This is a genomic window from Mycobacterium riyadhense (assembly GCF_963853645.1).
GTDB lineage: Bacteria > Actinomycetota > Actinomycetes > Mycobacteriales > Mycobacteriaceae > Mycobacterium > Mycobacterium riyadhense.
Genome location: NZ_OY970456.1, coordinates 1,311,300 through 1,335,876, shown reverse-complemented (window position 1 = coordinate 1,335,876; position 24,577 = coordinate 1,311,300). Strand labels below are relative to the sequence as shown.

The 24,577-nt window shown below is 67.1% G+C and carries 23 protein-coding genes and 2 pseudogenes; 17 read left to right on the top strand and 8 right to left on the bottom strand.

All coding sequences use genetic code 11. From position 1 onward, the window contains the following. The first annotated feature begins 27 nt into the window (after positions 1–27). On the top strand, positions 28–822 hold the full coding sequence (locus AADZ78_RS06040; RefSeq protein WP_085251044.1) for a purine-nucleoside phosphorylase: 795 nt from the start codon (positions 28–30) through the stop codon (positions 820–822). Between the two features lie 9 nt (positions 823–831). After that, positions 832–2,424, top strand: a complete 1,593-nt coding sequence (locus AADZ78_RS06035) for a phospho-sugar mutase (protein ID WP_239656844.1) — start codon at positions 832–834, stop codon at positions 2,422–2,424. Between the two features lie 7 nt (positions 2,425–2,431). On the opposite strand, the pseudogene upp reads toward AADZ78_RS06035, so the two are convergent. Then, a pseudogene (gene upp, locus AADZ78_RS06030) lies at positions 2,432–3,049 on the bottom strand (uracil phosphoribosyltransferase); the annotation flags it as partial. A 120-nt stretch (positions 3,050–3,169) separates the two neighbouring features. Here upp and AADZ78_RS06025 point away from each other — a divergent pair. Continuing rightward, positions 3,170–3,988 carry an alkaline phosphatase family protein gene (locus AADZ78_RS06025; RefSeq protein WP_085251046.1) on the top strand — a complete coding sequence of 273 codons (819 nt, stop codon included), beginning with the start codon at positions 3,170–3,172 and terminating at the stop codon, positions 3,986–3,988. A gap of 33 nt (positions 3,989–4,021) precedes the next feature. Further along, a complete protein-coding gene (locus AADZ78_RS06020; protein WP_085251047.1) occupies positions 4,022–5,311 on the top strand; it encodes a primosomal protein in 1,290 nt (429 codons plus the stop codon). Between the two features lie 6 nt (positions 5,312–5,317). On the opposite strand, the gene AADZ78_RS06015 is transcribed toward AADZ78_RS06020, so the two are convergent. Together AADZ78_RS06015 and AADZ78_RS06010 are read right to left on the bottom strand one after the other, a co-directional pair. Then, positions 5,318–6,226 (bottom strand): alpha/beta fold hydrolase, encoded by a 909-nt coding sequence (locus tag AADZ78_RS06015; RefSeq protein ID WP_085251048.1) that lies wholly within the window; start codon positions 6,224–6,226, stop codon positions 5,318–5,320. Further along, positions 6,226–6,807 (bottom strand): hypothetical protein, encoded by a 582-nt coding sequence (locus AADZ78_RS06010; protein WP_085251049.1) that lies wholly within the window; start codon positions 6,805–6,807, stop codon positions 6,226–6,228. The genes AADZ78_RS06015 and AADZ78_RS06010 overlap by 1 nt, the downstream gene beginning before the upstream one ends. A 36-nt stretch (positions 6,808–6,843) precedes the next feature. On the opposite strand from AADZ78_RS06010, the gene AADZ78_RS06005 reads away from it, so the two are divergent. Next, the gene (locus tag AADZ78_RS06005; protein WP_085251083.1) at positions 6,844–8,325 is read left to right on the top strand and encodes an HNH endonuclease signature motif containing protein; all 1,482 of its coding nucleotides are present in this window, start codon (positions 6,844–6,846) and stop codon (positions 8,323–8,325) included. Positions 8,326–8,438: 113 nt separating this feature from the next. Next, a complete protein-coding gene (locus AADZ78_RS06000) occupies positions 8,439–8,687 on the top strand; it encodes a hypothetical protein (RefSeq protein ID WP_085251050.1) in 249 nt (82 codons plus the stop codon). 125 nt (positions 8,688–8,812) lie between these two features. Here the strand turns inward: AADZ78_RS06000 and AADZ78_RS05995 are convergent, their stop codons facing one another. Genes AADZ78_RS05995 through AADZ78_RS05985 form a run of 3 tightly spaced genes read right to left on the bottom strand, consistent with a single transcriptional unit; the run spans position 8,813 to position 11,597 of the window. After that, entirely contained in the window at positions 8,813–9,901 is a 1,089-nt protein-coding gene (locus AADZ78_RS05995; protein WP_085251051.1) for an adenosine deaminase, read from the bottom strand. Next, a complete protein-coding gene (locus AADZ78_RS05990; RefSeq protein ID WP_085251052.1) occupies positions 9,901–11,199 on the bottom strand; it encodes a thymidine phosphorylase in 1,299 nt (432 codons plus the stop codon). Before AADZ78_RS05990 ends, AADZ78_RS05995 begins: the two co-directional genes overlap by 1 nt. Continuing rightward, positions 11,196–11,597 carry a cytidine deaminase gene (locus AADZ78_RS05985; protein ID WP_085251053.1) on the bottom strand — a complete coding sequence of 134 codons (402 nt, stop codon included), beginning with the start codon at positions 11,595–11,597 and terminating at the stop codon, positions 11,196–11,198. Before AADZ78_RS05985 ends, AADZ78_RS05990 begins: the two co-directional genes overlap by 4 nt. 277 nt (positions 11,598–11,874) lie before the next feature. On the opposite strand from AADZ78_RS05985, the gene sdhC reads away from it, so the two are divergent. From sdhC to AADZ78_RS05965, 4 genes are all read left to right on the top strand, one after another. Beyond that, positions 11,875–12,213 carry a succinate dehydrogenase, cytochrome b556 subunit gene (sdhC, locus tag AADZ78_RS05980; protein WP_239655243.1) on the top strand — a complete coding sequence of 113 codons (339 nt, stop codon included), beginning with the start codon at positions 11,875–11,877 and terminating at the stop codon, positions 12,211–12,213. Further along, the gene (locus AADZ78_RS05975) at positions 12,210–12,677 is read left to right on the top strand and encodes a succinate dehydrogenase hydrophobic membrane anchor subunit (protein ID WP_085251055.1); all 468 of its coding nucleotides are present in this window, start codon (positions 12,210–12,212) and stop codon (positions 12,675–12,677) included. Before sdhC ends, AADZ78_RS05975 begins: the two co-directional genes overlap by 4 nt. Before the next feature lie 120 nt (positions 12,678–12,797). Next, a complete protein-coding gene (gene sdhA / locus AADZ78_RS05970; RefSeq protein WP_085251056.1) occupies positions 12,798–14,570 on the top strand; it encodes a succinate dehydrogenase flavoprotein subunit in 1,773 nt (590 codons plus the stop codon). After that, a complete protein-coding gene (locus AADZ78_RS05965) occupies positions 14,570–15,355 on the top strand; it encodes a succinate dehydrogenase iron-sulfur subunit (protein ID WP_085251057.1) in 786 nt (261 codons plus the stop codon). Before sdhA ends, AADZ78_RS05965 begins: the two co-directional genes overlap by 1 nt. 76 nt (positions 15,356–15,431) lie before the next feature. Here AADZ78_RS05965 and AADZ78_RS05960 read toward each other — a convergent pair whose 3' ends face one another. Next, a complete protein-coding gene (locus AADZ78_RS05960) occupies positions 15,432–16,523 on the bottom strand; it encodes a zinc-binding dehydrogenase (RefSeq protein ID WP_085251058.1) in 1,092 nt (363 codons plus the stop codon). Positions 16,524–16,571: 48 nt separating this feature from the next. Between AADZ78_RS05960 and AADZ78_RS05955 the strand changes: the two genes are divergently transcribed. The 4 genes and pseudogenes from AADZ78_RS05955 to AADZ78_RS05940 all read left to right on the top strand — a co-directional run bounded on the left by AADZ78_RS05955 (position 16,572) and on the right by AADZ78_RS05940 (position 19,493). Beyond that, a complete protein-coding gene (locus AADZ78_RS05955; RefSeq protein WP_085251059.1) occupies positions 16,572–18,029 on the top strand; it encodes an aldehyde dehydrogenase family protein in 1,458 nt (485 codons plus the stop codon). 17 nt (positions 18,030–18,046) lie between these two features. After that, on the top strand, positions 18,047–18,310 hold the full coding sequence (locus AADZ78_RS05950; RefSeq protein WP_085251084.1) for a ribbon-helix-helix protein, CopG family: 264 nt from the start codon (positions 18,047–18,049) through the stop codon (positions 18,308–18,310). Between the two features lie 24 nt (positions 18,311–18,334). Then, positions 18,335–18,457 (top strand): annotated as a pseudogene (locus tag AADZ78_RS28945) (VapC toxin family PIN domain ribonuclease); the annotation flags it as partial. 289 nt (positions 18,458–18,746) lie between these two features. Further along, the gene (locus tag AADZ78_RS05940; protein ID WP_085251060.1) at positions 18,747–19,493 is read left to right on the top strand and encodes a DUF5131 family protein; all 747 of its coding nucleotides are present in this window, start codon (positions 18,747–18,749) and stop codon (positions 19,491–19,493) included. Here the strand turns inward: AADZ78_RS05940 and tcmP are convergent. Further along, a complete protein-coding gene (tcmP, locus tag AADZ78_RS05935) occupies positions 19,490–20,533 on the bottom strand; it encodes a three-Cys-motif partner protein TcmP (protein WP_239656782.1) in 1,044 nt (347 codons plus the stop codon). The genes AADZ78_RS05940 and tcmP overlap by 4 nt on opposite strands. Between tcmP and AADZ78_RS05930 the strand changes: the two genes are divergently transcribed. From AADZ78_RS05930 to AADZ78_RS05920, 3 genes are read left to right on the top strand one after another with little or no spacing between them, the layout of a single operon-like run. Further along, the gene (locus tag AADZ78_RS05930; RefSeq protein ID WP_085251062.1) at positions 20,463–21,653 is read left to right on the top strand and encodes an amidohydrolase family protein; all 1,191 of its coding nucleotides are present in this window, start codon (positions 20,463–20,465) and stop codon (positions 21,651–21,653) included. The two genes, tcmP and AADZ78_RS05930, sit on opposite strands and share 71 nt — an antisense overlap. A 9-nt stretch (positions 21,654–21,662) precedes the next feature. Then, a complete protein-coding gene (locus tag AADZ78_RS05925; RefSeq protein ID WP_085251063.1) occupies positions 21,663–23,387 on the top strand; it encodes an N-acyl-D-amino-acid deacylase family protein in 1,725 nt (574 codons plus the stop codon). Between the two features lie 23 nt (positions 23,388–23,410). Further along, positions 23,411–24,571: a cytochrome P450 gene (locus AADZ78_RS05920; RefSeq protein WP_085251064.1), complete on the top strand. Its 1,161-nt coding sequence runs from the start codon at positions 23,411–23,413 to the stop codon at positions 24,569–24,571. Positions 24,572–24,577: the final 6 nt, after the last annotated feature.

The window sequence follows — 24,577 nt, the reverse complement described above, 5'->3', positions numbered from 1 at the left end:
TCATCGAGCGAGTTACGCTCCCCCACTGTGACTGATCCCGCCGAACTCGCGCAGCGGGCGGCCCAGGTCATCGCGGAGCGCACCGGGATCGGCGAGCACGACGTCGCGGTCGTTCTTGGGTCGGGCTGGGCACCGGCCGTTGCGGCACTGGGTTCCCCTACCGCCGCACTGCCTTACGCCGAAGTGCCGGGGTTTACGCCCCCACAGGCGGCCGGCCATGCCGGGGAGCTGTCGTCGGTGCCGATCGGTAGGCACCGGGTGCTGGTGCTGGCCGGTCGCATCCACGCCTACGAGGGACACGAGCTGCGGCACGTCGTGCACCCGGTACGGTCAGCCTGTGCCGCGGGAGCGCGGATCGTCGTGCTCACCAACGCGGCCGGCGGACTGCGTCGGGAGCTGCAGGTGGGCCAGCCGATGCTGATCAGCGACCACCTGAACCTGACCGCGCGTTCGCCGCTGGTCGGGGCGCAGTTCGTTGACCTGACCCACGCGTATTCACCACGGCTGCGGGCGCTGGCTCACGCCGCGGACCCGGAGCTGCCCGAGGGCGTCTACGCCGCCCTGCCGGGTCCGCATTATGAGACGCCCGCGGAGATTCGGATGCTGCAAACGTTGGGCGCCGACCTGGTGGGCATGTCGACCGTGCACGAGACCATCGCCGCACGGGCGGCGGGTGCCGAGGTGCTCGGGGTGTCCCTGGTGACGAACCTGGCGGCCGGGATCACGGGCAAGCCAGTGAGCCACGCCGAGGTGCTCGCCGCCGGGGCCGCGTCGGCGGCTCGGATGGGATCGCTGCTGGCCGACGTCATCGCTCGGTTTTAGAAAGTGACTGTGACACCACAGGATTGGATCGCTCACGACCCGGACCCGCGGACGGCCGCCGAGCTCGCCGCGTGCGACCCCGCCGAGCTGGCGGCGCGATTCGCTCGTCCACTGGCATTCGGGACCGCGGGGCTGCGCGGTCCGGTGCGCGGCGGCCCGGACGCGATGAATGTTGCCGTGGTGCTGCGCGCAACGTGGGCGGTGGCACAGGTGCTCAGTCAGCGCGGCTGTGGCGGTGGGCTGGCCATCGTGGGGCGCGACGCTCGGCACGGCTCGGCGGCATTTGCCAGGATGACGGCTGAAGTGCTTGCTGCCGAAGGCTTTTCGGTGCTGCTGCTGCCGGGGCCGGTGCCCACACCGGTGGTCGCGTTCGCGGTGCGCCACACCGGCGCCGCCGCCGGGATTCAGATCACCGCGTCGCATAACCCCGCGACCGACAACGGGTACAAGGTGTATCTCGACGACGGTATCCAGATCGTTTCTCCTACCGACCACCAAATTGAAGCCGCGATGTCGTCGGCTCCCCCAGCCGATCAGATCATCAGGAAACCGGTGCAACCCGCAGGCACCGACCTCATTGACCGCTACATCAAGCGCGCGGCCGGAGTCCGCCGCGGCACCGGATCCGTCCGGGTGGCCCTGACACCCATGCACGGGGTCGGCGGTGCCGTCGCGGTCGAGACGCTGCGCCGGGCCGGCTTCGACGATGTGCAAACCGTCGCAGCACAATTCGCGCCGGATCCCGACTTCCCCACCGTGAGATTCCCAAATCCGGAGGAGCCCGGCGCCACCGACGCACTGCTCGCCCTGGCCGCCGAAGTCAGGGCCGACGTTGCGATCGCGCTGGATCCGGATGCTGACCGGTGTGCGGTGGGCATCCCGTTGGGAAATTCACGGGCGTCGGGCTGGCGAATGCTGTCCGGCGACGAAACCGGTTGGTTGCTAGGCGATTACATCTTGTCGCGGGCCTCGAATCCGGAGAGCCTGGTGGTTGCCAGCACCGTGGTGTCGTCGCGGATGCTGGCGGCGATCGCCGCGCACTACGGCGCGGTCCACGTGGAGACTCGCACCGGTTTCAAATGGTTGGCGCGCGCCGACGCGCGCGCCGGGGGAACGCTCGGGTACGCCTACGAGGAGGCGATCGGGCACTGCGTCGATCCCGTCGCGGTGCGCGACAAGGACGGCATCAGTGCCGCGGTTTTGGTGTGCGATCTGGTCGCCATGGCGAAGCAGCAGGGTCGGTCGGTGTCTGATGTGCTCGACGACCTTGCCCGGCGCCACGGAGTGCACGATGTTGCCGCGGTATCACGTCGCGTCGCCAACCCCGAAGAGGCTGCCGGGTGGATGCAGCGGCTGCGTGCGGCGCCGCCGGATCGGCTGGCTGGATTAGCCGTGACCGTAACCGATATCGCCGACGCGCTGATCTTCACCGGCGGCGACGGTGGCACCTCGATCAGGGTGGTGGCGCGCCTTTCCGGAACCGAGCCGAAGGTGAAGTGTTATCTGGAGGTTCGCTGCGCGGGGGCCGGTGACCTACGACATGCCCGGGAACGGGCCGCCGCGGTGCGTGCGGGGCTGGTCTCTTCGGTTGCGGGTTGGTGAAGGGGCTGGGCCCGAACTGCCGGTCGCCGGCATCTCCGAGACCCGGCACGATATATGCCGCCTGATTGAGCCCTTCGTCGACCGCCACGGTGAACACCCGGGCGGTGGGCGCCGCTTTTTCAAGCGCCGCAAGTCCTTCCGGTGCGGCCACCACACAGAGCACGATGAATTCCGTTGCGCCGCGGCGTTTCAGCAGTTCGATGGTTTGGATCATCGACCCACCAGTTGCCAGCATGGGATCGAGGACCATTACCGGCCAGCCTCTGAGATCGTCGGGCAACTTCTCCATGTACGTGACCGGCTCGTGGGTTTCCTCGTCGCGCGCCATACCGACGAACCCGACCTGGGCCTCCGGTATCGCAGCCTGTGCCTCGTCGATCATCCCCAGGCCGGCCCGCAACACGGGAACCAGTAGTGGCGGGTTGATGAGTCGCGTCCCAACCGTTTCGGCAACTGGGGTCCGGATCTTGACCGGCTCCCGGGGTGCGTCTCTGCTGGCCTCGTAGACCAGCACCAGCGTCAGTTCGCGCAACGCTGCCCGAAAGGTAGCCGGATCGGTACGTTCGTCGCGCAGCACGGTAAGTCGGGCAGCGGCCAGCGGGTGGTCTACCACGCACACGTCCATGGCTTCGAGCGTACGTAACAATCGGGAGTCGTACCGCTGACACGCTTCCCGCCAGGGTCCCAACCGGCTCAACCCGCCCATATACTCCCCGGCATGCGGCCCCTCGCCCTAGCGACGTTGATGTTGCTAACGATCATCGCCAGCGTGGCCCCCACGCGAGCACACGCCGCTGCAGCCCTGCCGACCTTCGCGCACGTGGTAATCGTGGTGGAGGAAAACCGTTCTCAGGCCAACATCATCGGTAACAAGTCGGCGCCGTTTATCAACGCCCTGGCCGCCAACGGCGCAATGATGGCCCAGTCGTTCGCCGAAACACACCCAAGCGAACCGAACTACCTGGCGCTGTTCGCCGGCGACACGTTCGGTTTGAAGAAGAACATCTGTCCGGTTGACGGTGGCAACCTGCCCAATCTGGGTTCTGAATTGCTAGCCGCTGGTTACACATTCGTGGGTTATTCAGAAGACCTACCCGCGGTCGGCTCAACGGTCTGCAGTGCGGGCAAGTACGGACGCAAGCACGTGCCCTGGGTCAACTTCAGCAACGTGCCGCCAACGAATTCCGTGCCGTTTTCCGCATTTCCCGCCCCGGACAACTACGCCAGCCTGCCCACCGTCGCGTTCGTCATTCCCAATGCCGCCAACAACATGCACGACGGCTCGATCGCCGCCGGCGACGCCTGGCTGAACCGCCAGCTGTCTGCGTATGCCAACTGGGCCAAGGCCAACAACAGCCTGCTGATCGTGACCTGGGACGAGGACGATGGATCCAGCCGGAACCAAATTCCGACGGTGTTCTACGGCGCGCACGTGCAGCCCGGAACGTACAACGAGCAGATCAACCACTACAACGTGCTTTCCACACTGGAGCAGATGTATGGCTTGCCCAAGACCGGCAATGCGGTGAATGCCGCCCCCATCGCAAGTATTTGGGGCGGGTAAGCACAATCGGGCGGGGTCGCTATTCTGTGCCGCATGGCTGCTGACCTCGTGCCCATCCGCCTGAGCCTGTCCGAAGGTGACCGCTACACGCTGTGGGCGCCTCGGTGGCGTGATGCCGGCGACGAGTGGGAAGCGTTTCTGGGCAAAGACGACGACCTGTACGGCTTCGAAAACGTTGCTGACCTGGTCGCATTCGTGCGTTCCAACACCGACAACGACGTGGTCGACCACCCCGCGTGGCAGGGTCTGACCGAGGCTCACGCGCATCACTTCGAGCCGTCCGAAGACAGGCAGTTCGATCTGATGGTCGTCGAGGAGCTGGTGGCCGAGAAGCCGACGGAGGACTCGGTATCCACGCTGGCGGCCACACTGGCGGTGGTCTCGTCCATCGGATCGGTGTGCGAGCTGGCGGCGGTCTCGAAGTTCTTCAACGGCAATCCCATGCTGGGCACGGTGTCTGGCGGCATCGAACACTTCACCGGGAAGGCCGGCCAGAAACGCTGGAACATGATCGCCGAGATCATCGGGCGAAGCTGGGATGACGTGCTCAACGCCGTCGAGGGCATCATCAGCATTCCCGAGGTCGACGCGGAGCTGTCGGAGAAGGCCGCCGAAGAACTGGAAGAGGAGATCGAAGAACCCGAGACAGCTGACGAGTCCGACGCCGAGGCCGCGGAGGACGCAGTTGACGAAGCCGAGGAGGGCGAGGAGGCCGACGAGGGCGAGGAAGAGGAGCATGAACGCGCGCCCGGCGACACCGTCGTGCTGGGCAGCCAGGAGGATTTCTGGCTGCAAGTAGGTATCGACCCGATCCAGATCATGACGGGTTCGGGTACCTTCTATACGCTGCGCTGCTACCTGGATGATCGCCCGATCTTCCTGGGCCGCAACGGCCGGATCAGCGTATTCAGCTCCGAGCGCGCCCTGGCGCGCTACCTCGCCGACGAACACGACCATGACTTGTCGGATCTGAGTACCTACGACGACATCCGCACCGCCGCCACCGACGGGTCACTGGCGGTGGACGTCACCGACGACAACGTTTACGTGCTGAGCGGGCTCGCCGACGATTTCGCCGACGGGCCCGACGCGGTGGACCGCGACCAGCTCGACCTCGCCGTCGAGCTGCTCCGCGATATCGGCGACTACTCCGAGGAGAGCACCGTCGACAAGGCGCTCGACTCCGGCAAGCCACTGGGCAAGCTGGTGGCCTACGTGCTGGACCCCGAGGCCGTCGGCAAGCCCGCACCGCCGTACGCGTCGGCCGTACGGGAGTGGGAAAAGTTGGAGTCCTTCGTGGAGGGTCGGCTCAGACGCGAATAGCGCCGCTTACCTACGGGTGCCGATGTCTCCGGCGCATGCGGCGAAGATGGCGTCCCAGTCTTCGATGTTGAAATGGCCTTTGCCTTCGACCCAGTGAAAATCGACATTCGGAATCGCGCCCTCGAGATACTCGCCCATCGCGCGCGGCACGAATGAGTCGCGGTCACCCAGCCAGATGTGCACGGGCACAGCGACCTCGGCGAGGTCGAAGTCCCAGGGCCGATACTCGAGAAACGCCTCGTACGCTCCACCTCTGCTGCCCTGCCGGAACGCTTCGAGTTGCATGGCTTGGAAGTGCTTGAGGAAGAGTGGGTCGAGCATGCGGCGCTTGTCTACTGTTGGGACCGATGCGGTAACCAACGTCGCAAACAACCCGGGCGAGTACTTCGCGCACCAGCCGAGGGGCGCAAATGATGCGCCGAACATCCATGGCGCTCGTCGCGCTATGAGTGCATAGCAGCGGTCCGCGGCGTTGAGGCCACGCATGATTTCCGGGGTGACTAACGGACCCCATGGTCCGAGCGCGCCGACGAACGCAAGCCGTGCCGGCGAAATGAGAGCGCCGCAGGCGAAGAGATGGGGACCTGCTCCCGAATGCCCGACCACGCCAAAATCGTCCAGCTCGAGCGCATCGGCCAGGACGCATACGTCTGCGGGCCAATCACGCAACCGGCGCCGTTCCTGAAATGTCGAGCGCCCAAATCCGGGACGATCGACCGCGATCAATCGAAAGCCGGTCCGCTTTGCGGCCTGATCGGCAAAGGCACCTTCGAGCCGCGAGCTAGGCGTGCCGTGAAAGTAGAACGTGGGATACCCGGCGCCGTCGCCCCACTCCTGGTAGGCGAGCGCGCGCCCGTCGGACAGCATTAGCGTGCTCGCCTCGTCGGTGCTGATGTGCTCCGGCAGCAACTGCATCAGCCGGTGGCTTCCAGAAAAGCCCGGCCCCGCGGCGACAGGCGGTAGCCGACATTGAGGCTGATCGTCAGGCCCAGTTCCTTGAGCCGACGCACCCGCCGCTTGAAGCGGGGCACATCCAGTCCTTCCCCGGCCGCCAGGTTCGGGGCGCGAACCGCCTCGTTGTCGGCGATCAATCGCAGGTAGCGCCTGGTCCACGGGCCGGACTGACTGACGGCGTCGAGGCGGTCGAGGCGGGCCACGATCGATTGGGTGTCATCGGCGGTCAGGGCGTCGGCTTTCGCCAACGAGGGGCGCTCGTCGGGGCCGACGAACGCCACGGTGATGAGGTAGGTGTGTTTCGCGTGCCGCCGATCCAGCTCCGCCTGGGCGGTCGCGGCATCCCGATAGCCGGCAGCACGCGCCTGCTGTTCGGTGACCCGATGGTCGTGGGGCAGCTCCTCGACATCGTCGATGCGGATCGTGCCGGCCATCGTGCGTTGGGTGCCACCGGGCTTTGCCCGTGCGACGTCCCAGCGCCGCAGCACCAGGCTGATGCTGCCGTCCGCGATGCCCTCGGCAGTGACACGGTTAAGCAGCACACGAACGATGGTATGACGGTGTCGGTGGGCTCGGTTATGCTCGAACACATGTTCGATCTCGCGGAGTATTGGGAGCCTTCCGACACCGAGCCGTCACGCACCCTGATCGATCGGATGCGCGCGGCCGGGCGCGCCGAAGCTCGGGCCGCCGCGGCCCGCTTGGCGGCGATCGCAGAGCTGTTCGAGCTGCGCCGCCGGGAACGCGGCGAATGCGCCGACTGGGCCGTGGACACCTGGGCCGCGGTGGGCGCTGAGGTGGCCGCGGCCTTTCGCACCAGCCTGGCCATGGCCGGCAGCTACCTGCGCTACGCGCTGGCCATGCGCGAACGACTCCCCGAGGTGGCGGCGGTGTTCGTAGCCGGCGACATCGATTACCGCATGTTTCAGACGCTGGTCTATCGCAGCGACTTGATCACCGACCCGCAGGTGCTGGCCCGGGTGGACGCCGAGCTTGCCCTGCGGGTGCGGCGCTGGCCGTCGATGACCCAGGGCAAGCTGGCCGCCGCCATCGATCGCATCGTGGCCGGCGCCGACCCCGACGCGGTGCGCCGCACCCGCGAACACACCCGGGACCGGGCAGTGGCGATCTGGGACGTGCAGTCGGGGATGAGTGAGATCTCGGGGCGGTTGTATGCCACCGACGCCCACACCCTCGACCAACGCCTGGACGCGTTGGCGGCCACCGTGTGCCCCGCCGATCCGCGAACCCGCGATCAGCGCCGCGCCGACGCCCTGGGCGCGCTGGCCGCCGGCGCCCAGCGGCTGGACTGCCGCTGCGCTGACCCCGGTTGCCCCGCCGCCACCCGCCCGGTGTCCCCGGTAGTCGTTCATGTGATCGCCGAACAAGCCACCCTGGAAGGCCGCAGTGCCACCCCGGGCACCCTGCTTGGCGCCGACGGCCTCATCCCCGCCGAGCTGGTCGCCGAGCTGGCCCGCACCGCGCGCCTGCAACCCCTCGACCCACCCGGGGGCGAACCCCGCTACACCCCCTCACCGCAACTGGCGGCCTACGTGCGGGCCCGAGACCTGACCTGCCGAGCCCCAGGCTGCGACCGCCCCGCCACCGATACCGACCTCGACCACACCATCGCCTACTCCGACGGCGGCGCCACCCACCCCTCCAACATCAAATGTCTGTGCCGCACCCACCACCTTTTGAAAACCTTCTGGGGCTGGCGCGACAAACAACTGCCCGACGGCACCGTGATCTGGACCCTGCCCGACAACCAAACCCACGTCACCACCCCCGGCAGCGCGCTGCTGTTCCCCAGCCTGTGCACCCCTACCGGCGACCCACCCCCACCCGATCCGGCCCGCGCCGACCGTTGTGGGGACCGTACCGCGATGATGCCGCTACGAGCCAGCACCCGCGCGCAAAACCGGGCCCACTACATCGCCACCGAACGCCACCACAACCACCAACGCCGCCAAACCACCGCAACCGCCAGCGCCACCACAACCCCCACCGAAACCCACAGCCCACCAACCGATCCCGACGACGAACCACCGCCCTTTTGATGGGCCACCCTGGGTGGAACTCGAAGAACACTGCCTGCTCCTGCTGCTCAGTCACGTTTCCTTGTATCGTCGAGTTTGTCGTTCGGCGCTGCCATTACAGGAAGGCGTGGATCATGGACCTACGGAGGTTCGTCGGCTTGGCGATCATGACGGCGGTCACTCCGATCGCGGTCCTCATCGGAAGCAGCCCGGCGCATGCCGATACCGATATCGGTAAACCATGCTCGCCGGAAGGCGCGAAACTATGGGGGAACCCCGGTCCGATCTATTGCGAGCGCCAGGCGGATGGGCAACTGCAGTGGGTGTCCATTCCCGCTTCAGCATTGTGTGTGGCGTTCTGCGACCGGCCTGGCGGGCCTTAGGCTGGATGAACGGCACGCCGGTGCTCGGCGATCTCGACGCGGCTGGCTAGCCATACCCGATCACGCGATTGCGGTCAGCTCGTCGAGACCGTCCACTCCGATAGGCATCGGCACCGGCACCTGCGCTACCCGATCAGCACTGCGTACCGCGGCTTGATCACCTCGTCGATGATCGCCAGCCGCTCATCGAACGGAATGAACGCCGACTTCATCGCGTTGATGGTGAACCGCTCGAGATCGCTCCAGCCATATCCGAAAGCCTCTACCAGACGATGCATTTCGAGCGTCATCGTGGTGTCACTGATCAGCCGGTTGTCGGTGTTGACGGTCACCCGAAAGCGCGTCCGGGCTAACAGATCGAACGGGTGGTCGGCGATGCTTGCGACGGCGCCCGTCTGGACGTTCGAGCTGGGGCACAACTCCAGCGGAATTCGCTTGTCCCGCAGGATGGATGCCAGCCTGCCCAACGTGACACCACCGTCGGGGCCGACGTCGATGTCGTCGGTAATTCGCACCCCGTGACCCAGCCGATCGGCACCGCAAAACGCGATCGCCTCATGGATGGACGGCAACCCGAACGCCTCGCCAGCATGAATTGTGAAGCGCGCGTTGTTATCCCACATGTACTCAAAAGCGTCCAGGTGCCGGGTCGGCGGGTGTCCGGCTTCGGCACCGGCGATGTCGAATCCGACCACCCCCTTGTCCCGAAATCGGATCGCCAGCTCGGCGATCTCGCGAGACACCGCGGCGTGCCTCATCGCGGTGACCAAGCAACGCACCTTGATCGGCCTGCCTTCGGCGCCACAAGCCTTCTCGCCGGCGGCGAATCCGGTCAACACGGCGTCGACGACCTCGTCGAACGACAGCCCGCGGTCGATATGCAACTCTGGGGCGAATCGCACCTCGGCATACACCACCGAATCGGCGGCCAGGTCTTCCACGCACTCGTAGGCGACGCGGTGCAACGCCTCCGGAGTCTGCATCACGGCCACCGTGTGCGAGAAGGGTTCGAGATAGCGCTCCAGTGAGCCACTGTGCGACCGGGTTCGAAACCAGTTCGCCAGCGCGTCGACGTCGGTCGCCGGCAGCCCGTCATAGCCGACTTGGCCGGCGATGTCGAGCACCGTTGCCGGGCGCAGCCCGCCGTCGAGGTGATCGTGCAGCAGGGCCTTGGGCGCTTGCTTGATCGTCGCCAAGTTCAGTGGGTTAGTCATCAAGCAATCCGATCGATGATCAGTGGCCCGGGCTCCGGTGGTGTGTCCTCGACACTCCAGGCGCCCTCCAGCTCGGCCAACGCGGCGCCGAAGCGTTCCGGGGTATCGGTGTACAGCGTGAACAACGGCTCACCGGCCGCGACCGGCTCCCCGGGTCGCCGGTGGATCCTGACGCCGGCACCGGCTTGGATCTGTTCGCCCGGGCGCGATCTGCCCGCACCCAGCCGCCAGGCTGTCAACCCCACTGCCATCGCGTCGATGGTGCCCATTGTGCCGCTCCGGTAGGCGATGACGCTCTCCGAATGCGCCGCGACGGGCAACGGTACCGACAAGTCACCTCCCTGGGCGGCGACCAGCTGGCGGAATCGGTCCATCGCGGTCCCGTCCCGCAGCGTCTGTGCGGGATCGACATCGTCGATCCCTGCCAACGCGAGCATCTCCTCGGCCAACCGCAACGTCAGCTCCACCAGGTCGGGCGGACCGCCACCGGCCAGCACCTCCATGGACTCGGCAACCTCGAGCGCATTGCCGACGGTGGCGCCCAGCGGGCAGTTCATGTCCGTCAGCAGCGCATGGGTGGGCACCCCATGGGCCGCGCCCAGCTCGACCATGGTGTGCGCCAGTTCGCGGCACTGTGCCTCCGACTCCATCAGCGCCCCGGCACCGACCTTCACGTCGAGCACCAACCCGCCGACCCCTTCGGCCAGCTTCTTGCTCATCACCGAACTGGCGATCAACGGCAAGGATTCGACCGTCGCGGTGATATCGCGCAACGCATACAGCTTCTTGTCGGCCGTTGCCAGCTGTCCGGCGCCGAAGATCGCCGCACCGATGTCACACAATTGTTCGCGGACCCGCTGATTGGGCAAATCCGTGGTGCAGCCCGCGATGGATTCCAGCTTGTCCAAGGTGCCGCCGGTATGGCCCAGTCCACGACCGGATGCCTTTGGCACGGCCCCGCCACAGGCGGCGACGATCGGCACCAAGGCCAGCGTGGTTTTGTCCCCGACCCCGCCGGTGGAGTGCTTGTCCACCGTCGCCAACGGCTTACCGCCCGAGCGCAGATCGGTGAAGTCCAGCAGCTCACCGGAAGTGAGCATCGCCTCGGTCCACCTCGCGACCTCGCCGCGGTCCATGCCGCGCCACACGATCGCCATCAACAGGGCCGCCATCTGTGCATCGGCAACCTTGCCGTCGGTGTAGGACCCGATGATCCAGTCGATGGCGGCGTCGGAGAGCCGGCCCCCGTCGCGCTTGGTCCGAATCACCGTCGGCGCGTCGAATGCGAAGTCGCTCAAGAAAGTTCCTTAGCCAGATCGCCGGGGCCGAAGGCATCCGGAAGTAGATCCCCGAGCGGGCGGGGCCCAGCCGGATGGTCAATCAGCAGCTCGGGGCCGCCGTGCTCGAGCAGCACCTGACGACATCGGCCGCACGGCATCAGCAGCGACCCGGTCCCGGTGACACAGGCGAGCGCCACCAGCCGGCCGCCACCGCTCGAATGCAGGGCGCACACGACACTGCACTCCGCGCATAGACCCAGGCCATATGAGACATTCTCCACATTGCATCCGCTGACGACGCGGCCGTCATCGACCAATCCGGCCGCGCCCACCGGAAACCGCGAATACGGCGCGTAGGCTCCCGCTGCCGCCTGGATTGCCTTGTCCCGCAGCATATTCCAATCAACATCAGGCATTCAACAACCCCTGCTCACCGGTGCGTCGACTAAAGAAAGCCCACCCTAACTCCGCAATTGTCGTTACAAGACACACGCCTTTCGATCCGACTGTTCGGTACCACCCGCAACCTGGTCAAGTTAAGCTCGATTGCCCGGCCAAAGCTGGTTATTTTGGCGTTTTGACGGTGGTTTTGAAGGGGTGAGGACAACGACGACAACCGCGGATCCGGCCACTGCCGCTGGATCACGACGCAAGCGGCGACCACCTCGTACCCTCTATCGGGGCGATCCCGGTATGTGGTCATGGGTGCTACACCGCATCAGCGGCGCGACAATTTTCTTCTTCCTGTTTGTCCATGTCCTGGACGCCGCGATGCTGCGGGTGAGCCCCCAGACATACAACGCGGTGCTTGCGACATATAAAACCCCGATCGTCGGGCTAATGGAATACGGCCTGGTGGCTGCGGTGCTTTTCCACGGGCTGAACGGGATTCGGGTCATTCTGATCGACTTCTGGTCGGAGGGCCCCCGCCACCAGCGGCTGATGCTGTGGATTATCGGCGTCGTGTTCCTACTCCTGCTGGTTATGGCAGGAGTGGTCATTGGCGTTCACATGTGGGAGCACTTCCGATGAGCACACCCGACCTTCAGCTCGGCCGCGGCCAGATCGCGCCGGTACGGCAGCGCAGCTACGATCGCCCGGCCAGCCTGGACAACCCCAGGTCACCGCGACGTCGGGCCGGCATCCCCAACTTCGAGAAATTCGCCTGGCTGTTCATGCGGTTCTCCGGAATCGTGCTGGTGTTCCTGGCAATCGGCCACCTGTTCATCATGCTGATGTGGGACAACGGCGTATACCGCCTCGACTTCAACTTCGTGGCGCAACGCTGGGCATCGCCGTTCTGGCAGACCTGGGACCTGCTGCTGTTGTGGCTGGCGCAACTGCACGGCGGCAATGGCATCCGTACCATCATCGACGACTACAGCCGCAAGAACATCACCCGATTCTGGCTGAACGCGCTGCTGGCGGTGTCGATGACGTTCACGCTGATGCTGGGCACCTACATCTTGGTCACGTTCAACCCGAACATCTCTTGAGAGGCCTCCATTGATTTCGCCACCTCTCCCCCGCAAGCGGGAGGCACCCCCACCTCATCGCTGCGTCCCCCTCGCCGCCTCGCGGCTGGGGGTGCCCCCACTGCATCGTCGGCGGCGGCCGTGATCCAGCAACACCGATACGACGTGGTGATCGTCGGGGCGGGCGGTGCCGGAATGCGCGCGGCGGTCGAGGCGGGTCCGCGCGTTCGCACCGCGGTGCTGACCAAGCTGTATCCCACCCGCAGCCACACCGGGGCCGCCCAGGGCGGCATGTGCGCCGCGCTGGCCAACGTCGAAGACGACAACTGGGAATGGCACACGTTCGACACCGTCAAGGGCGGCGACTACCTCGCCGACCAGGACGCCGTGGAGATCATGTGCAAGGAAGCCATCGACGCGGTGCTCGACCTGGAAAAGATGGGGATGCCGTTCAACCGCACCCCCGAGGGCCGCATCGACCAACGCCGGTTCGGCGGGCACACCCGCGATCACGGCAAGGCCCCGGTACGGCGGGCCTGCTACGCGGCCGACCGTACCGGCCACATGATCCTGCAGACGCTCTACCAGAACTGCGTCAAGCACGACGTGGAGTTCTTCAACGAGTTCTACGCACTCGACCTGGCTTTGACGCAGACCCCCACCGGCCCGGTGGCCACCGGGGTGGTGGCCTATGAACTGGCCACCGGCGAGATCCACGTCTTCCACGCCAAGGCCATCGTGCTCGCCACCGGCGGCTCCGGCCGGATGTACAAGACCACCTCCAACGCGCACACGCTCACCGGCGACGGCATCGGCATCGTCTTCCGCAAGGGACTTCCGTTGGAAGACATGGAGTTTCACCAATTCCATCCGACCGGCCTGGCCGGCCTGGGCATCTTGATCTCCGAAGCGGTTCGCGGCGAGGGCGGCCGACTGCTCAACGGCGAGGGCGAGCGCTTCATGGAGCGCTACGCCCCGACGATCGTCGACCTGGCGCCCCGCGACATCGTCGCCCGCTCGATGGTGCTGGAAGTTCTGGGGGGCCGCGGCGCCGGACCGCTCAAGGACTACGTCTACATCGACGTCCGCCATCTCGGTGAGGAGGTGCTGGAAGCCAAGCTGCCCGACATCACCGAGTTCGCCCGCACCTACCTCGGCGTGGACCCGGTGCACGAACTGGTCCCGGTTTACCCGACGTGTCACTACGTGATGGGCGGCATCCCGACCACGGTCACCGGGCAGGTATTGCGCGACAACACCAATACCGTCCCCGGCCTATACGCGGCCGGCGAGTGCGCCTGCGTGTCGGTGCACGGCGCCAACCGGCTGGGTACCAACTCGCTGCTGGACATCAACGTCTTCGGTCGTCGGGCCGGCATCGCCGCAGCCAACTTCGCGCGGGGCCACGACTTCACCGACATGCCTCCCGACCCGGCGGCGATGGTCGTCGGCTGGGTGAGCGACATCCTGTCCGAGCATGGCAACGAGCGCGTGGCCGACATCCGCGGCGCCCTGCAGCAGACGATGGACAACAACGCCGCGGTGTTTCGCACCGAGGAAACCCTGAAGCAGGCTTTGACGGATATCCACGCTCTGAAGGAGCGGTATTCCCGAATCACCGTGCACGACAAGGGAAAACGCTTCAACAGCGACTTGCTGGAGGCCATCGAGCTGGGTTTCCTGCTGGAGTTGGCCGAAGTGACGGTGGTAGGTGCGTTGAACCGCAAGGAATCCCGTGGCGGGCATGCCCGGGAGGACTATCCCAACCGCGACGACGTCAACTACATGCGCCACACCATGGCATACAAGGAAATTGGGGCCGATAAGGAAGGCACCGACCTGCTCAGCGACATCCGGCTGGACTTCAAGCCCGTCGTGCAGACCCGCTACGAACCGAAGGAACGGAAGTACTGATGACTGCCGAGGTCGAGACTCTGGAGCCACCCCTGCCGCCGATTCCCGAAGGCGCGGTTATGGTGACGGTCAAGATCGCCCGGTTCAATCCCGACGACCCCGACGCGTTCGCAGACACCGGCGGCTGGCAAAGCTTTCGGGTGCCCTGCCTGCCCAGCGACCGGTTGCTCAACCTGCTGATCTACATCAAGGGCTACCTGGACGGCACGTTGACCTTCCGGCGATCCTGCGCCCACGGGGTGTGCGGCTCGGATGCCATGCGGATCAACGGGGTTAACCGGCTGGCCTGCAAGGTGTTGATGCGCGACCTGCTGCCAAAAAAGCCGGGAAAGCCGCTAACCATTACGGTCGAGCCGATCCGCGGACTGCCTGTCGAGAAGGACCTGGTGGTCGACATGGAGCCGTTCTTCGACGCCTACCGCGCGGTGAAGCCCTATCTGATCACCACGGGTAACCCGCCCACTCGGGAGCGGATCCAAAGTCCCACCGACCGCGCTCGCTACGACGACACCACCAAGTGCATCCTGTGTGCGTGCTGCACCACCAGCTGCCCGGTCTTTTGGTACGAGGGCAGTTATTTCGGCCCGGCGGCGATCGTCAACGCGCACCGCTTCATTTTCGACAGCCGCGACGAGGCCGCCGCCGAGCGTCTCGACATCCTCAACGAGGTCGACGGGGTGTGGCGCTGCCGAACCACGTTCAACTGCACCGAAAGCTGCCCCCGCGGCATCGAAGTGACCAAGGCGATCCAAGAGGTCAAGCGCGCAATCATGTTCTCGCGCTGAGTTTTTGGCGCGAGCAGACGCAAAGGCCCCTGATTCGTGCCGAATCTGGGGGCCTTTGCGTCTGCTCGGCGTCCTTTCACGGGGTGTCGCTGAAGCAGACCACGCTACGCGCTCCGCGCCCCGCGGCCATATCGGTGAACGCCGCCTCGACGTCGTCGATCCCGATCCGCCGCGTCACGAGCGCCTCGAGATCCAGCCGACCGCGCACGGCGAGTTCGGCGAGCACCGGGATGTCGCGTGCGGGGTCGCTGGCGCCATAGACGCTGCCCCGAATCTGCTTGCCGTCGGCCATCAACGACAACGCCGGGAGGGTTACCGTCTCGGAGATACCGGCAGCACCAACCAACGTGACGGTGCCGCCGCGGCGGGTGGCGTCGTACGTCGCCCGGATCGTGTCGGGCTTGCCGACGACCTCGATCCCGTGATCGACCCCGGCGCCGCCGGTGAGGTCGCGGACAGCAGTGGCGAGGTCGACGTCGCCGACGTCGATCGTGTCGGTCGCGCCGTTGGCCGCCGCCGCCGGAAGCTGCCCCGCCACCCGGTCGGCGGCGATGATCGGCGCCGCGCCGGCCAGCCGGGCGCCTTGGATCGCCGCTAGACCCACACCGCCGCAGCCGACCACCAGAACGCTCTCGCCCGGACGGACGGCGGCGGTGCGCACGACCGCGCCGACCCCGGTGGTGACCCCGCAGGCCAGCAGCGCCGCGTGGTCGAGCGGCAGCGTCGGATTGACCGGGACTACCGCCGCGGCCGGTAGCAGTGTCTGCTCGGCCAGTGTGCCGGCGCCCATCTCGGGCCACACTGGGCCGGTGGCGCTCTGGGCATAGGGCTCGCCGAAGGCGTGCTTGAGGCCGTGCGGGCACAGTTCGGCTTCGCCGCGCAGGCAGTGCGGGCAGCGCCGGCACGGCACGTTCCACGTCAGCACGACGTGGTCGCCCGGGGCGACGGTGGTGACGGCGTCGCCCGCCTCGGTGACGATCCCGGCGCCCTCGTGACCGAGCGCGCACGGCAGCAAGGTCGGTATCAGACCGTCGCGTATCGACAGGTCGGTGTGGCACACGCCGCTGGCCACCAGCCGCACCCGGACCTCGTGGCGGGCGAGCGGCCGCAGCGTCAGTTCCTCCGCCGCAGGGGGCTTCCCGGCCTCGCGCAGCACGACGGCCTTCATATCGACCTACCATGGCCGCAGGACCGCAACAGGTCAAGGAGCTCGACGATGACGGATGCGTTGCTCACGATCGGCGGCGAATCGCAGCCCGGCGCCGCGGGCAGCTACCCCGTCCACAATCCGGCTCGACCGGCCGAGATCGTCGGCCACGCGCCGGCCGCCGATCGCGGCCAGGTCGACGCCGCGGTGCGCGCTGCGCGGCACGCATTGCCAGGGTGGCGCGCGCTCCCCGTCGCCGAGCGAGTCGCGGCCGTCGCGACCGCGGCTACCGCGGCCGCCCAGGAACTCGCGGGCGGCGACGGCGCGCGGCTGTACACCCGCGAGCACGGAAAGGTGCTCGCCGAGGCGGACTTCGAGATCAACACCGGGCCGGCCTTGGCGGCACTGATCGGTTCGATGGCGGAGGCGGCGCTAGCGCCTGAACGGATCGACCCGCAGTCGCCCTACCCACGGCTGCACCGCGAGCCGTTCGGGGTGGCCGCGGTCGTGCTCCCGTTCAACTGGCCACTGTCGCTAACGGCGACGAAGCTGACCTCGGCGCTGGTCGCCGGCAACACCACGGTCGTCAAGGTGCCGCCGACCTGTCCGCTGGCCGCGTTGCAGCTCGGCGCGGCGCTCGCCGCCGCACTGCCGCCGGGGGTGGTCAACATGCTCGCCAGCCCGGGCAGCGAACTCGGTCAAGCATTGGTCGCCCATCCGGGCATCGACGTCATCTCGCTGACCGGCGGCGTCGCCACCGGGCGTGCGGTCATGGCCGCGGCCGCCCCCCGGCTCACCCCGGTGTTGCTTGAGCTGGGCGGCAACGACGCCGCGATCATCGGGCCCGACATCACCGTCAGCGACGAGCTGGTCGAGCGGCTGGCGACGGCGACGTACACGACAAGCGGCCAGGTGTGCATGGCGATCAAGCGGCTGTATGCCCCCAGGGATCGGGTCGACGAGCTGGCCGAGGCGCTGCTCGCCCGCTGCGAGCGCGAGGTGGTCGGCGACGGCCTCGCCGAGGAGACCACCCTCGGCCCGTTGCACACCGCCGCGGGGCGCGACCGAGTAGCCGCACTGGTCGCCGACGCGGCGGCGCGCGGGGCGTCGGTGCGCACAGCCGGGCGGGTCCGCGAGGCGGACGCTGACAGCGGCGGGTACTTCGCGCTGCCGACCGTCGTCACGGATCTGGCGCCCGACTCGCCGCTGGCTACCGAGGAGCAGTTCGGCCCGGTGCTGCCGATTTTCGGCTACGACGCTGTCGAGGACGCCGTCACGGCGGCCAACGCCACCGAGTTCGGCCTGACCGCCTCGATCTGGACCGGCGACGACGCGCTCGCCGACCGAGTCGCCGCCCAGCTCGTCGCCGGCACCGTCAGCGTCAACTGCCATGGCATGGCGGCCCAGGACCCACGGCTGCCGTTCGGCGGCGTCGGCCAGTCCGGTATCGGCCGCGAACTCGGCGCCGAGGGCATCCGGGCGTTCACCCAACCTCGCGGGTTCGTTCGACAGAGCGTCCCGTGCTAGCGGGTCTGATCGCTAGGATGAGTAAGCGTCTACAGGTACTCCTCGACGCGGACGAATGGGACGAGGTTCAACAGATCGCACGCCGGCATCGAATGACCGTCTCCGACTGGGTTCGCCGTATGCTGCGCCAAGCGCGGGAGCGCGAACCAGGCGGCGACCTCGACGCCAAGCTGCGCGCCGTCCGCGCCGCGGCGCGTTATGAGTTCCCGGCCCCCGACATTGAGCAGATGCTCGAAGAGGTCGAGCGTGGATACTCCGAGCCACCCGAAGCTGCCCGGTGATCCTCGTCGACTCGTCCACACAAGCTGGATGCGCAGCGGCTGCTGGAATCCGCGCTCTTCGCCGGCGAACGGCCGGTCACCGACGCCGAAGTATTGCAAGAAATGTGTCACCGCTATGTGGTGATTAACCGACGTGAGGCGGTCCAGACCGCGCACTCGGGCTTATCGGCCCGGGATGCGCTACAGGTCGCTGTCATGGCCCGCCACAACATCTCTCGATTGATGAACGCAGCCTTCACCGCGGGGATCCCTGTCGCCCGGCGCAAATCGCACCGCCAGCCCCACAGGGCATACCGTCATCTCGGCCCGCGTCTTGTTGCCGCCGACGACCGTGCGGTACCCCGTGACACACCTGTCACAATTGCATCACCGAGTTCGTCGCTACCTGACCATAGAGTGACGGTGACATGGACCGGGAACGGCTGAGGAGGCCACGATGGCGGATCGATCGGCGATCGAGTGGACCGAGGCCACCTGGAACCCTGTCACCGGCTGCGACCGCGTCTCCGCTGGCTGCGACCATTGCTATGCGATGACTCTGGCCAAGCGGCTCAAGGCGATGGGCTCGGCCAAGTACCAGGCTGACGGTGACTCTCGCACCTCCGGCCCCGGCTTCGGAGTCACGGTCCATCCGCAGGCCCTCGACGAGCCGAGGCGCTGGCGGAGTCCACGGGTGGTGTTCGTGAACTCGATGTCGGACATGTTCCACGCCAGGGTGCCGCTGGACTTCGTCCGCGACGTGTTCGAAGTGTGTCGGCAGACCCCCCAGCACACCTACCAGGTGGTCACGAAGCGCAGTCTGCGTCTGCGCCGCGTCGCCGAGAAGCTGGACTGGCCGGACAACCTGTGGATGGGTGTGTCGGTGGAGAATGCCGACGCCCTGCCACGGGTGGACCACTTGCGCGAGGTTCCAGCAGCAGTCCGGTTCCTTTCCTGCGAGCCGCTGCTCGGGCCGCTCGACGGGATCGACCTGACCGGCATCGGTTGGGTGATCGCCGGTGGCGAGTCGGGCCCGCGGTACCGGCCGATGGAACTGTCCTGGGCACGCGGCATCCGCGACGCCTGCAGCGACGCCGAGGTGCCCTTCTTCTTCAAACAGTGGGGCGGCCGCACCCCGAAGGCGTTCGGACGTGAGCTTGACGGCCAACTGTGGGACGAGATGCCCGCGTCGGCTACGGGTTAAGCATCGTCGTCTTCCCACCAGTCGCGGACCGCCGGATCCCAGGTCGGCTGCGGTGTCCAGAGCACCTGGCCGAGGGTGTTGCTCGGTTTGACCTCCAAGTCCCCGGCTGGGAAGAGGCCGATCAACCCGGCCTTCTCGGCTTCGGTCTCGGCCTTGGCCGCCTGCGCTCGCCGCATCATCTCCGGCTCACGTTGCGCCGCAAGGTTATAGAGGTGGCGCATGATGCGATCGCCGGTGTCGTGGTCGGTCGCGAACACCATGTCGAAGATGGTCATCTTGTTCGTCGACATCTTCATCGGGATGCGGTGAGTATGGCGGTAACCGAGGATGGTTTCTAGCTGGAAGCGCAGCAGGTTGACCATCTCCTGCCGGTACTCGTCGGCAGTGATCGTCCGGGCACGTAGCGCACGCACGATGCGCAACCAGTCCTCGCCGCCGTAGAGCTTCGACACCTGCTGCTCGAACTCTTCGGCGTTGGTGCCGCGCACCCCACGCGCAATCATCGTCGGCGACATCAGGATCCACAGCTCGGTCTTCCAGCCGTTCTTGTTCTCGCGGAACCGTGCGAGCCTTTCGATGGTTCTCCAGTGGATCTCGGCGCCTTGCTGATCGAGGAACGCGAACGTCGGCGCCCATCGGATCGGTTGCAGCTCTTGCAGCACCCCGTCGATCGTCTGGTTGCAGTCACCCTTGATGACCCTGTACCGATTGTCGTTTGGGAAGCGTTCGGCCAGTGCACATGGTGGACACAACCGGTCAACGTGGCCGGTCGATGGGTGAACCGCGCGCGAGCGTGCAACATCGAGGCGTCGGTGGATCGTCGACAGGGTTCCCAGCACGTCGAGGGCGTCCTGCTCCAACCAGACGCCCACCATCGCAAGCGCCTGGCCTGAAAGCAACTTTGCATAGATAGCATTAATAGCCCTAAAAGGATTGACACCCGCCGAAATCGGACGATAGTCGACAGGTATGGCATTGCTGCCTGATCCTGCGCCGCGGGAACGACAGCACATCCTGATCTCGGTCGACGACCACGTCATCGAGCCACCCAACATGTTCACCGGCCGGCTGCCGGCGGCATTGGCCGAACGGGCGCCGCGGATCGTGGAAACCGATGACGGACGCCAGGTTTGGCGTTACGAGGGCCGCGAATACCCCAACGTTGGGCTCAACGCCGTGGTCGGGCGGCCACTCGAGGAATGGAGCATGGAGGCCGCGCGGTTCGACGAGATGAGGCGCGGCTGCTGGGACATCAACGCCCGGATCGCCGACATGGATCTCGCCGGCATCTGGGCTTCGCTGAACTTCCCCTCACTGATTGCCGGGTTCGCCGGGACCGTGTTCTGGAAGAGCGACGACCCGGAGCTGGGGCTGGCGGTGCTGCGAGCCTGGAATGACTGGCATTTCGAGGTGTGGGCCGGCAGTTTTCCCGAGCGGATCATTCCGTTGCAGCTGCCGTGGCTGGCCGACCCGCGGCTCGCGGCCGAAGAGGTGCGCCGCAACGCAGCCCGCGGCTTCAAAGCGGTGAGCTTCCCTGAGCTGCCGGCCCAATGCGGCCTGCCCAGCCTGCACACCGGGGTGTGGGACCCGTTCTTCGCGGCCTGCGAGGAGACCGACACCGTGGTGTGCCTGCACACCGGCTCCGCCCAGTGGGCGCCAATTCCCGCCCCGGACACCCCCTTTGAGACGATCACCACGTTGTTTCCGGTGAACGGCCTGGTCGCCTGCGCGGACATGCTGTGGTCCGGCATTCCGGTGCGGTTCCCCCGGCTGAACATCACCTTGGCCGAAGGCGGGCTCGGCTGGGCGGCGATGCTCGGCGATCGGGCCAATTACGTTCTCGCACACTCCGCTTCGGGCCGCGAGGGTGGGTCCTGGAAGGGCGACCTGCTGCCCAGCGAGGTGCTGCGACGCAACTTCTGGTTCTGCTCGATCGACGACCCGCACGCATTCGGTGCGCTGGACGCGATCGGCGCCGAGCGCATCCTCGTCGAAAGCGACTACCCGCATGCCGACTCCAGCTGGCCCGACACCCAGCAGGTGGTCGCGCGCAACGTCGCGGGCCTTTCGGCGGAGGACGCGGCTCGGATTACCCACCGCAACGCCGCGAAGCTGTTTCGTCACCAGCTGCCGGACAACGGATGGCTGGCTAAGACGTAGGGGGCTGCCATGCTGGACCTACTCATCCGTGATGCCGACATTGTCGACGGCACCGGTGCGCCCGCCCGCCGTGGCGACGTCGGTGTCAGTGCGGGGCGGATCGTCGCGGTCGGTCACGTCGATGACCCGGCGACGCAGACGGTCGACGCACACGGGCTGACGCTGGCGCCGGGCTTCGTCGACCTGCACACGCACTACGACGCCCAGCTGTTCTGGGATCCGACCGCGAGTCCGTCGCTGCAGCACGGTGTCACCACCGTGTTCGGCGGCAACTGCGGGTTCACGCTGGCACCGGCGGTCGACCAACAGGACTACCTCACCCGGATGCTGGCGCGGGTCGAAGGCATGCCGCTGAACGCGCTGCGGGCCGGTCTGGACTGGCAGTGGTCGTCGTTCGGCGACTGGCTGAACCGGTTCGAAGGCCGCATCGCCGTCAACGCCGGCTTCCTGGTGGGCCATTCGGCGGTCCGGCTGGCGGCGATGGGCAGCGACGCGGTCGGTGGCGAGGCCACGCCCGAGCAGATCGAGCGGATGCTCGCGGTGCTGCACGAGGCCTTGGACGCGGGCGCGCTGGGGCTGTCGACGTCGCAGTCACCGACTCACAACGACGGCGCCGGCCAGCCGGTACCGTCGCGCAGCGCGTCACGGGAGGAATTGGTGGCGCTGGCGGCCGCCGTCGGCGACCATCCGGGCACGACGCTCGAGGCGATCATCCCCGGTTGTCTGGCGGGTTTCACCGACGACGAGGTCGCGCTGCTCACCGACCTGTCGCTGGCCGCCGACCGGCCGCTCAACTGGAACCTGCTGGGTGTGTCGGCCGCGAATCCGGCCGGCCACCAAAGGCAGCTGCGCGCCTCGGAAGTCGCCGCGCAGCGCGGCGCCCGCGTCGTCGCGCTCACGCTTCCGCACGCGATGAAGATCCGGCTCTCGTTCCTGTCCGGCTTCGTGCTCGACGGGCTGCCGGGTTGGCGCGACACCATGCACCTGCCGGTGCCCGAACGGCTCAAGGCGTTGGCCGACCCCGAGGTACGACGACGCCTCACCGAGGGTGCTGCCTCGAAGGAGGCGGGCATGCTGCGCGGTCTGGCGCAGTGGGAGCGGCTGAGCGTCGTCGAGACCTTCGCCCCCGAGAACGCCGACGCGGCCGGCCGCACCGTCGGTGACGTCGCCGCCGCGCGCGGCGGTGAGCCGTTCGACACGCTGCTCGACATCGTCATCGCCGACGAGCTGCGGACCGGACTCAGCCCGCCGCTGGCCGGCGATGAAGCCGCGGACTGGCGGCTGCGGGCCGACGTGTGGCACCACCCGCATGCCGTGATCGGCGGCTCGGACGCCGGCGCCCACCTCGACATGATGTGCGGCGCGATCTACACCACGTCGCTGCTCGGCCGCGGTGTCCGCAAGCACAAAGTGGTGACGCTGGAAGAGGCCGTGCGGCTGATCACCGACGTGCCGGCCCGCCTCTACGGGCTGACGGACCGCGGCCGGATCGCGCCCGGCTGGCACGCCGACTTGGTGCTGTTCGACCCGGCGACCGTCGACCACGGGCCCGAGCGCACCCGCTACGACCTGCCCGCCGGCGCCCCACGATTGGTCGCCGACGCCCACGGGATCACCTGCGTGTGGGTCGGCGGCGTCGAGGTCTGCCGCGACGGCGTGGCCACCGGGGCAACGCCGGGCACCGTGCTTCGATCCGGACGGGACACACAGACGATCCGGGCCGGCGCACCTTGACCCGCCCCGAGATCGGTCTGCTCATGCAGGTCGAGAACGTGCACGACCGGCTGCGCGACGCACGCGCGCGGCACCCGGTGATGCTGGGCAACCCATTCGCAGAAACCGCCGGACAGACGCTCGGTGTGGCGGGGGTGACGGTACTCGGATACGACGAATGCCAGACGGTGCTCACGCATCCGGACACGTTTTCCTCGTCGATATACGCCCAGGTGATGGGCCCCGTCATGGGCCGCACCCTGCTCGAACTCGAGGGGGCCGAGCACCGGGCCAGCCGGGCCCTGGTGTCGCCGTCGTTCCGGGCCGCGCTGCTGGAGCGATGGCGCAGCGAGCTGGTGGAAGTCGTGGTGCACGAGCTCATCGACAGGTTCACGGCGCGCGGTCGCGCCGAGCTGGTTCGCGAGTTCACCTTCGCGTTCCCGGTGCAGGTGATCGCCCGCATGATGGGACTGCCGCGGGCGGACTACCTTCGCTTCCAACGACTTTCGATCGAGCTGCTCAATGTGGTTTACGACTGGGATCGTGGGATCGCCGCCTCCGCGTCGTTGAAGGAGTACTTCGGGGAGGTTCTTGCCAGCCGGCGACGCAACCCACAAGACGACCTGGTCAGCACGCTGGCGGAGTCCGAGATCGACGGCGTACGGCTGACCGACGACGAGATCTTCGCGTTCCTGCTGCTCATCCTGCCTGCCGGGGTGGAGACGACATACCGGTCCTCGGGCAACCTGCTGGTCGCCCTGCTGTCCGAGCCGGCGCTACTCGACACGGTGCGAACCAATCGCGGCATGGTCCGCGGTGCCATCGAGGAAGGTTTGCGCTGGGAGCCGCCGATCACCTCGGTGGTACGCAGAGCCGTCGTCGACTGCGAGCTCGGGGGCGTCGCGATTCCGTCGGGAACAACCGTCAACGTCAGTGTCGCGGCGGCCAACCGGGACCCCAAGCGCTACCCGGACCCGGACCGCTTCGATCCCACCCGGAAAAACGTCGCGCACCTGACGTTCGGTGGCGGCCCGCACCTGTGCCTGGGCATGCACCTGGCGCGGATGGAAACAACGGTCGCGATCAACGCGCTGCTCGACCGGTTGCCGGACTTGCGGCTCGACCCAAACGCAGCCACCCCGAGCATCGTCGGCATGGCGTTCCGATCGCCGGCCGCAATACCGGTCGTGTTCACGCCGGGCTAGGTTCTG

What these genes read in the sequence shown, in the direction of transcription:
- AADZ78_RS05975 (WP_085251055.1), top strand. Translation starts at nt 12,210, where the DNA reads ATGAGCACACCCGACCTTCAGCTCGGCCGCGGCCAGATCGCGCCGGTA.
- AADZ78_RS05950 (WP_085251084.1), top strand. Translation starts at nt 18,047, where the DNA reads ATGAGTAAGCGTCTACAGGTACTCCTCGACGCGGACGAATGGGACGAG.
- AADZ78_RS05985 (WP_085251053.1), bottom strand. Translation starts at nt 11,597, where the DNA reads ATGCCTGATGTTGATTGGAATATGCTGCGGGACAAGGCAATCCAGGCG.
- AADZ78_RS05940 (WP_085251060.1), top strand. Translation starts at nt 18,747, where the DNA reads ATGGCGGATCGATCGGCGATCGAGTGGACCGAGGCCACCTGGAACCCT.
- AADZ78_RS06015 (WP_085251048.1), bottom strand. Translation starts at nt 6,226, where the DNA reads ATGCAGTTGCTGCCGGAGCACATCAGCACCGACGAGGCGAGCACGCTA.
- sdhC (WP_239655243.1), top strand. Translation starts at nt 11,875, where the DNA reads ATGTGGTCATGGGTGCTACACCGCATCAGCGGCGCGACAATTTTCTTC.
- AADZ78_RS05960 (WP_085251058.1), bottom strand. Translation starts at nt 16,523, where the DNA reads ATGAAGGCCGTCGTGCTGCGCGAGGCCGGGAAGCCCCCTGCGGCGGAG.
- AADZ78_RS06005 (WP_085251083.1), top strand. Translation starts at nt 6,844, where the DNA reads ATGCTCGAACACATGTTCGATCTCGCGGAGTATTGGGAGCCTTCCGAC.
- AADZ78_RS05955 (WP_085251059.1), top strand. Translation starts at nt 16,572, where the DNA reads ATGACGGATGCGTTGCTCACGATCGGCGGCGAATCGCAGCCCGGCGCC.
- AADZ78_RS05920 (WP_085251064.1), top strand. Translation starts at nt 23,411, where the DNA reads ATGCAGGTCGAGAACGTGCACGACCGGCTGCGCGACGCACGCGCGCGG.
- tcmP (WP_239656782.1), bottom strand. Translation starts at nt 20,533, where the DNA reads ATGACGTGGTCGTCGACCGAGATCAGGATGTGCTGTCGTTCCCGCGGC.
- AADZ78_RS05930 (WP_085251062.1), top strand. Translation starts at nt 20,463, where the DNA reads ATGGCATTGCTGCCTGATCCTGCGCCGCGGGAACGACAGCACATCCTG.
- AADZ78_RS05965 (WP_085251057.1), top strand. Translation starts at nt 14,570, where the DNA reads ATGACTGCCGAGGTCGAGACTCTGGAGCCACCCCTGCCGCCGATTCCC.
- AADZ78_RS05925 (WP_085251063.1), top strand. Translation starts at nt 21,663, where the DNA reads ATGCTGGACCTACTCATCCGTGATGCCGACATTGTCGACGGCACCGGT.
- AADZ78_RS06020 (WP_085251047.1), top strand. Translation starts at nt 4,022, where the DNA reads ATGGCTGCTGACCTCGTGCCCATCCGCCTGAGCCTGTCCGAAGGTGAC.
- AADZ78_RS05995 (WP_085251051.1), bottom strand. Translation starts at nt 9,901, where the DNA reads ATGACTAACCCACTGAACTTGGCGACGATCAAGCAAGCGCCCAAGGCC.
- AADZ78_RS06025 (WP_085251046.1), top strand. Translation starts at nt 3,170, where the DNA reads ATGTTGCTAACGATCATCGCCAGCGTGGCCCCCACGCGAGCACACGCC.
- AADZ78_RS06000 (WP_085251050.1), top strand. Translation starts at nt 8,439, where the DNA reads ATGGACCTACGGAGGTTCGTCGGCTTGGCGATCATGACGGCGGTCACT.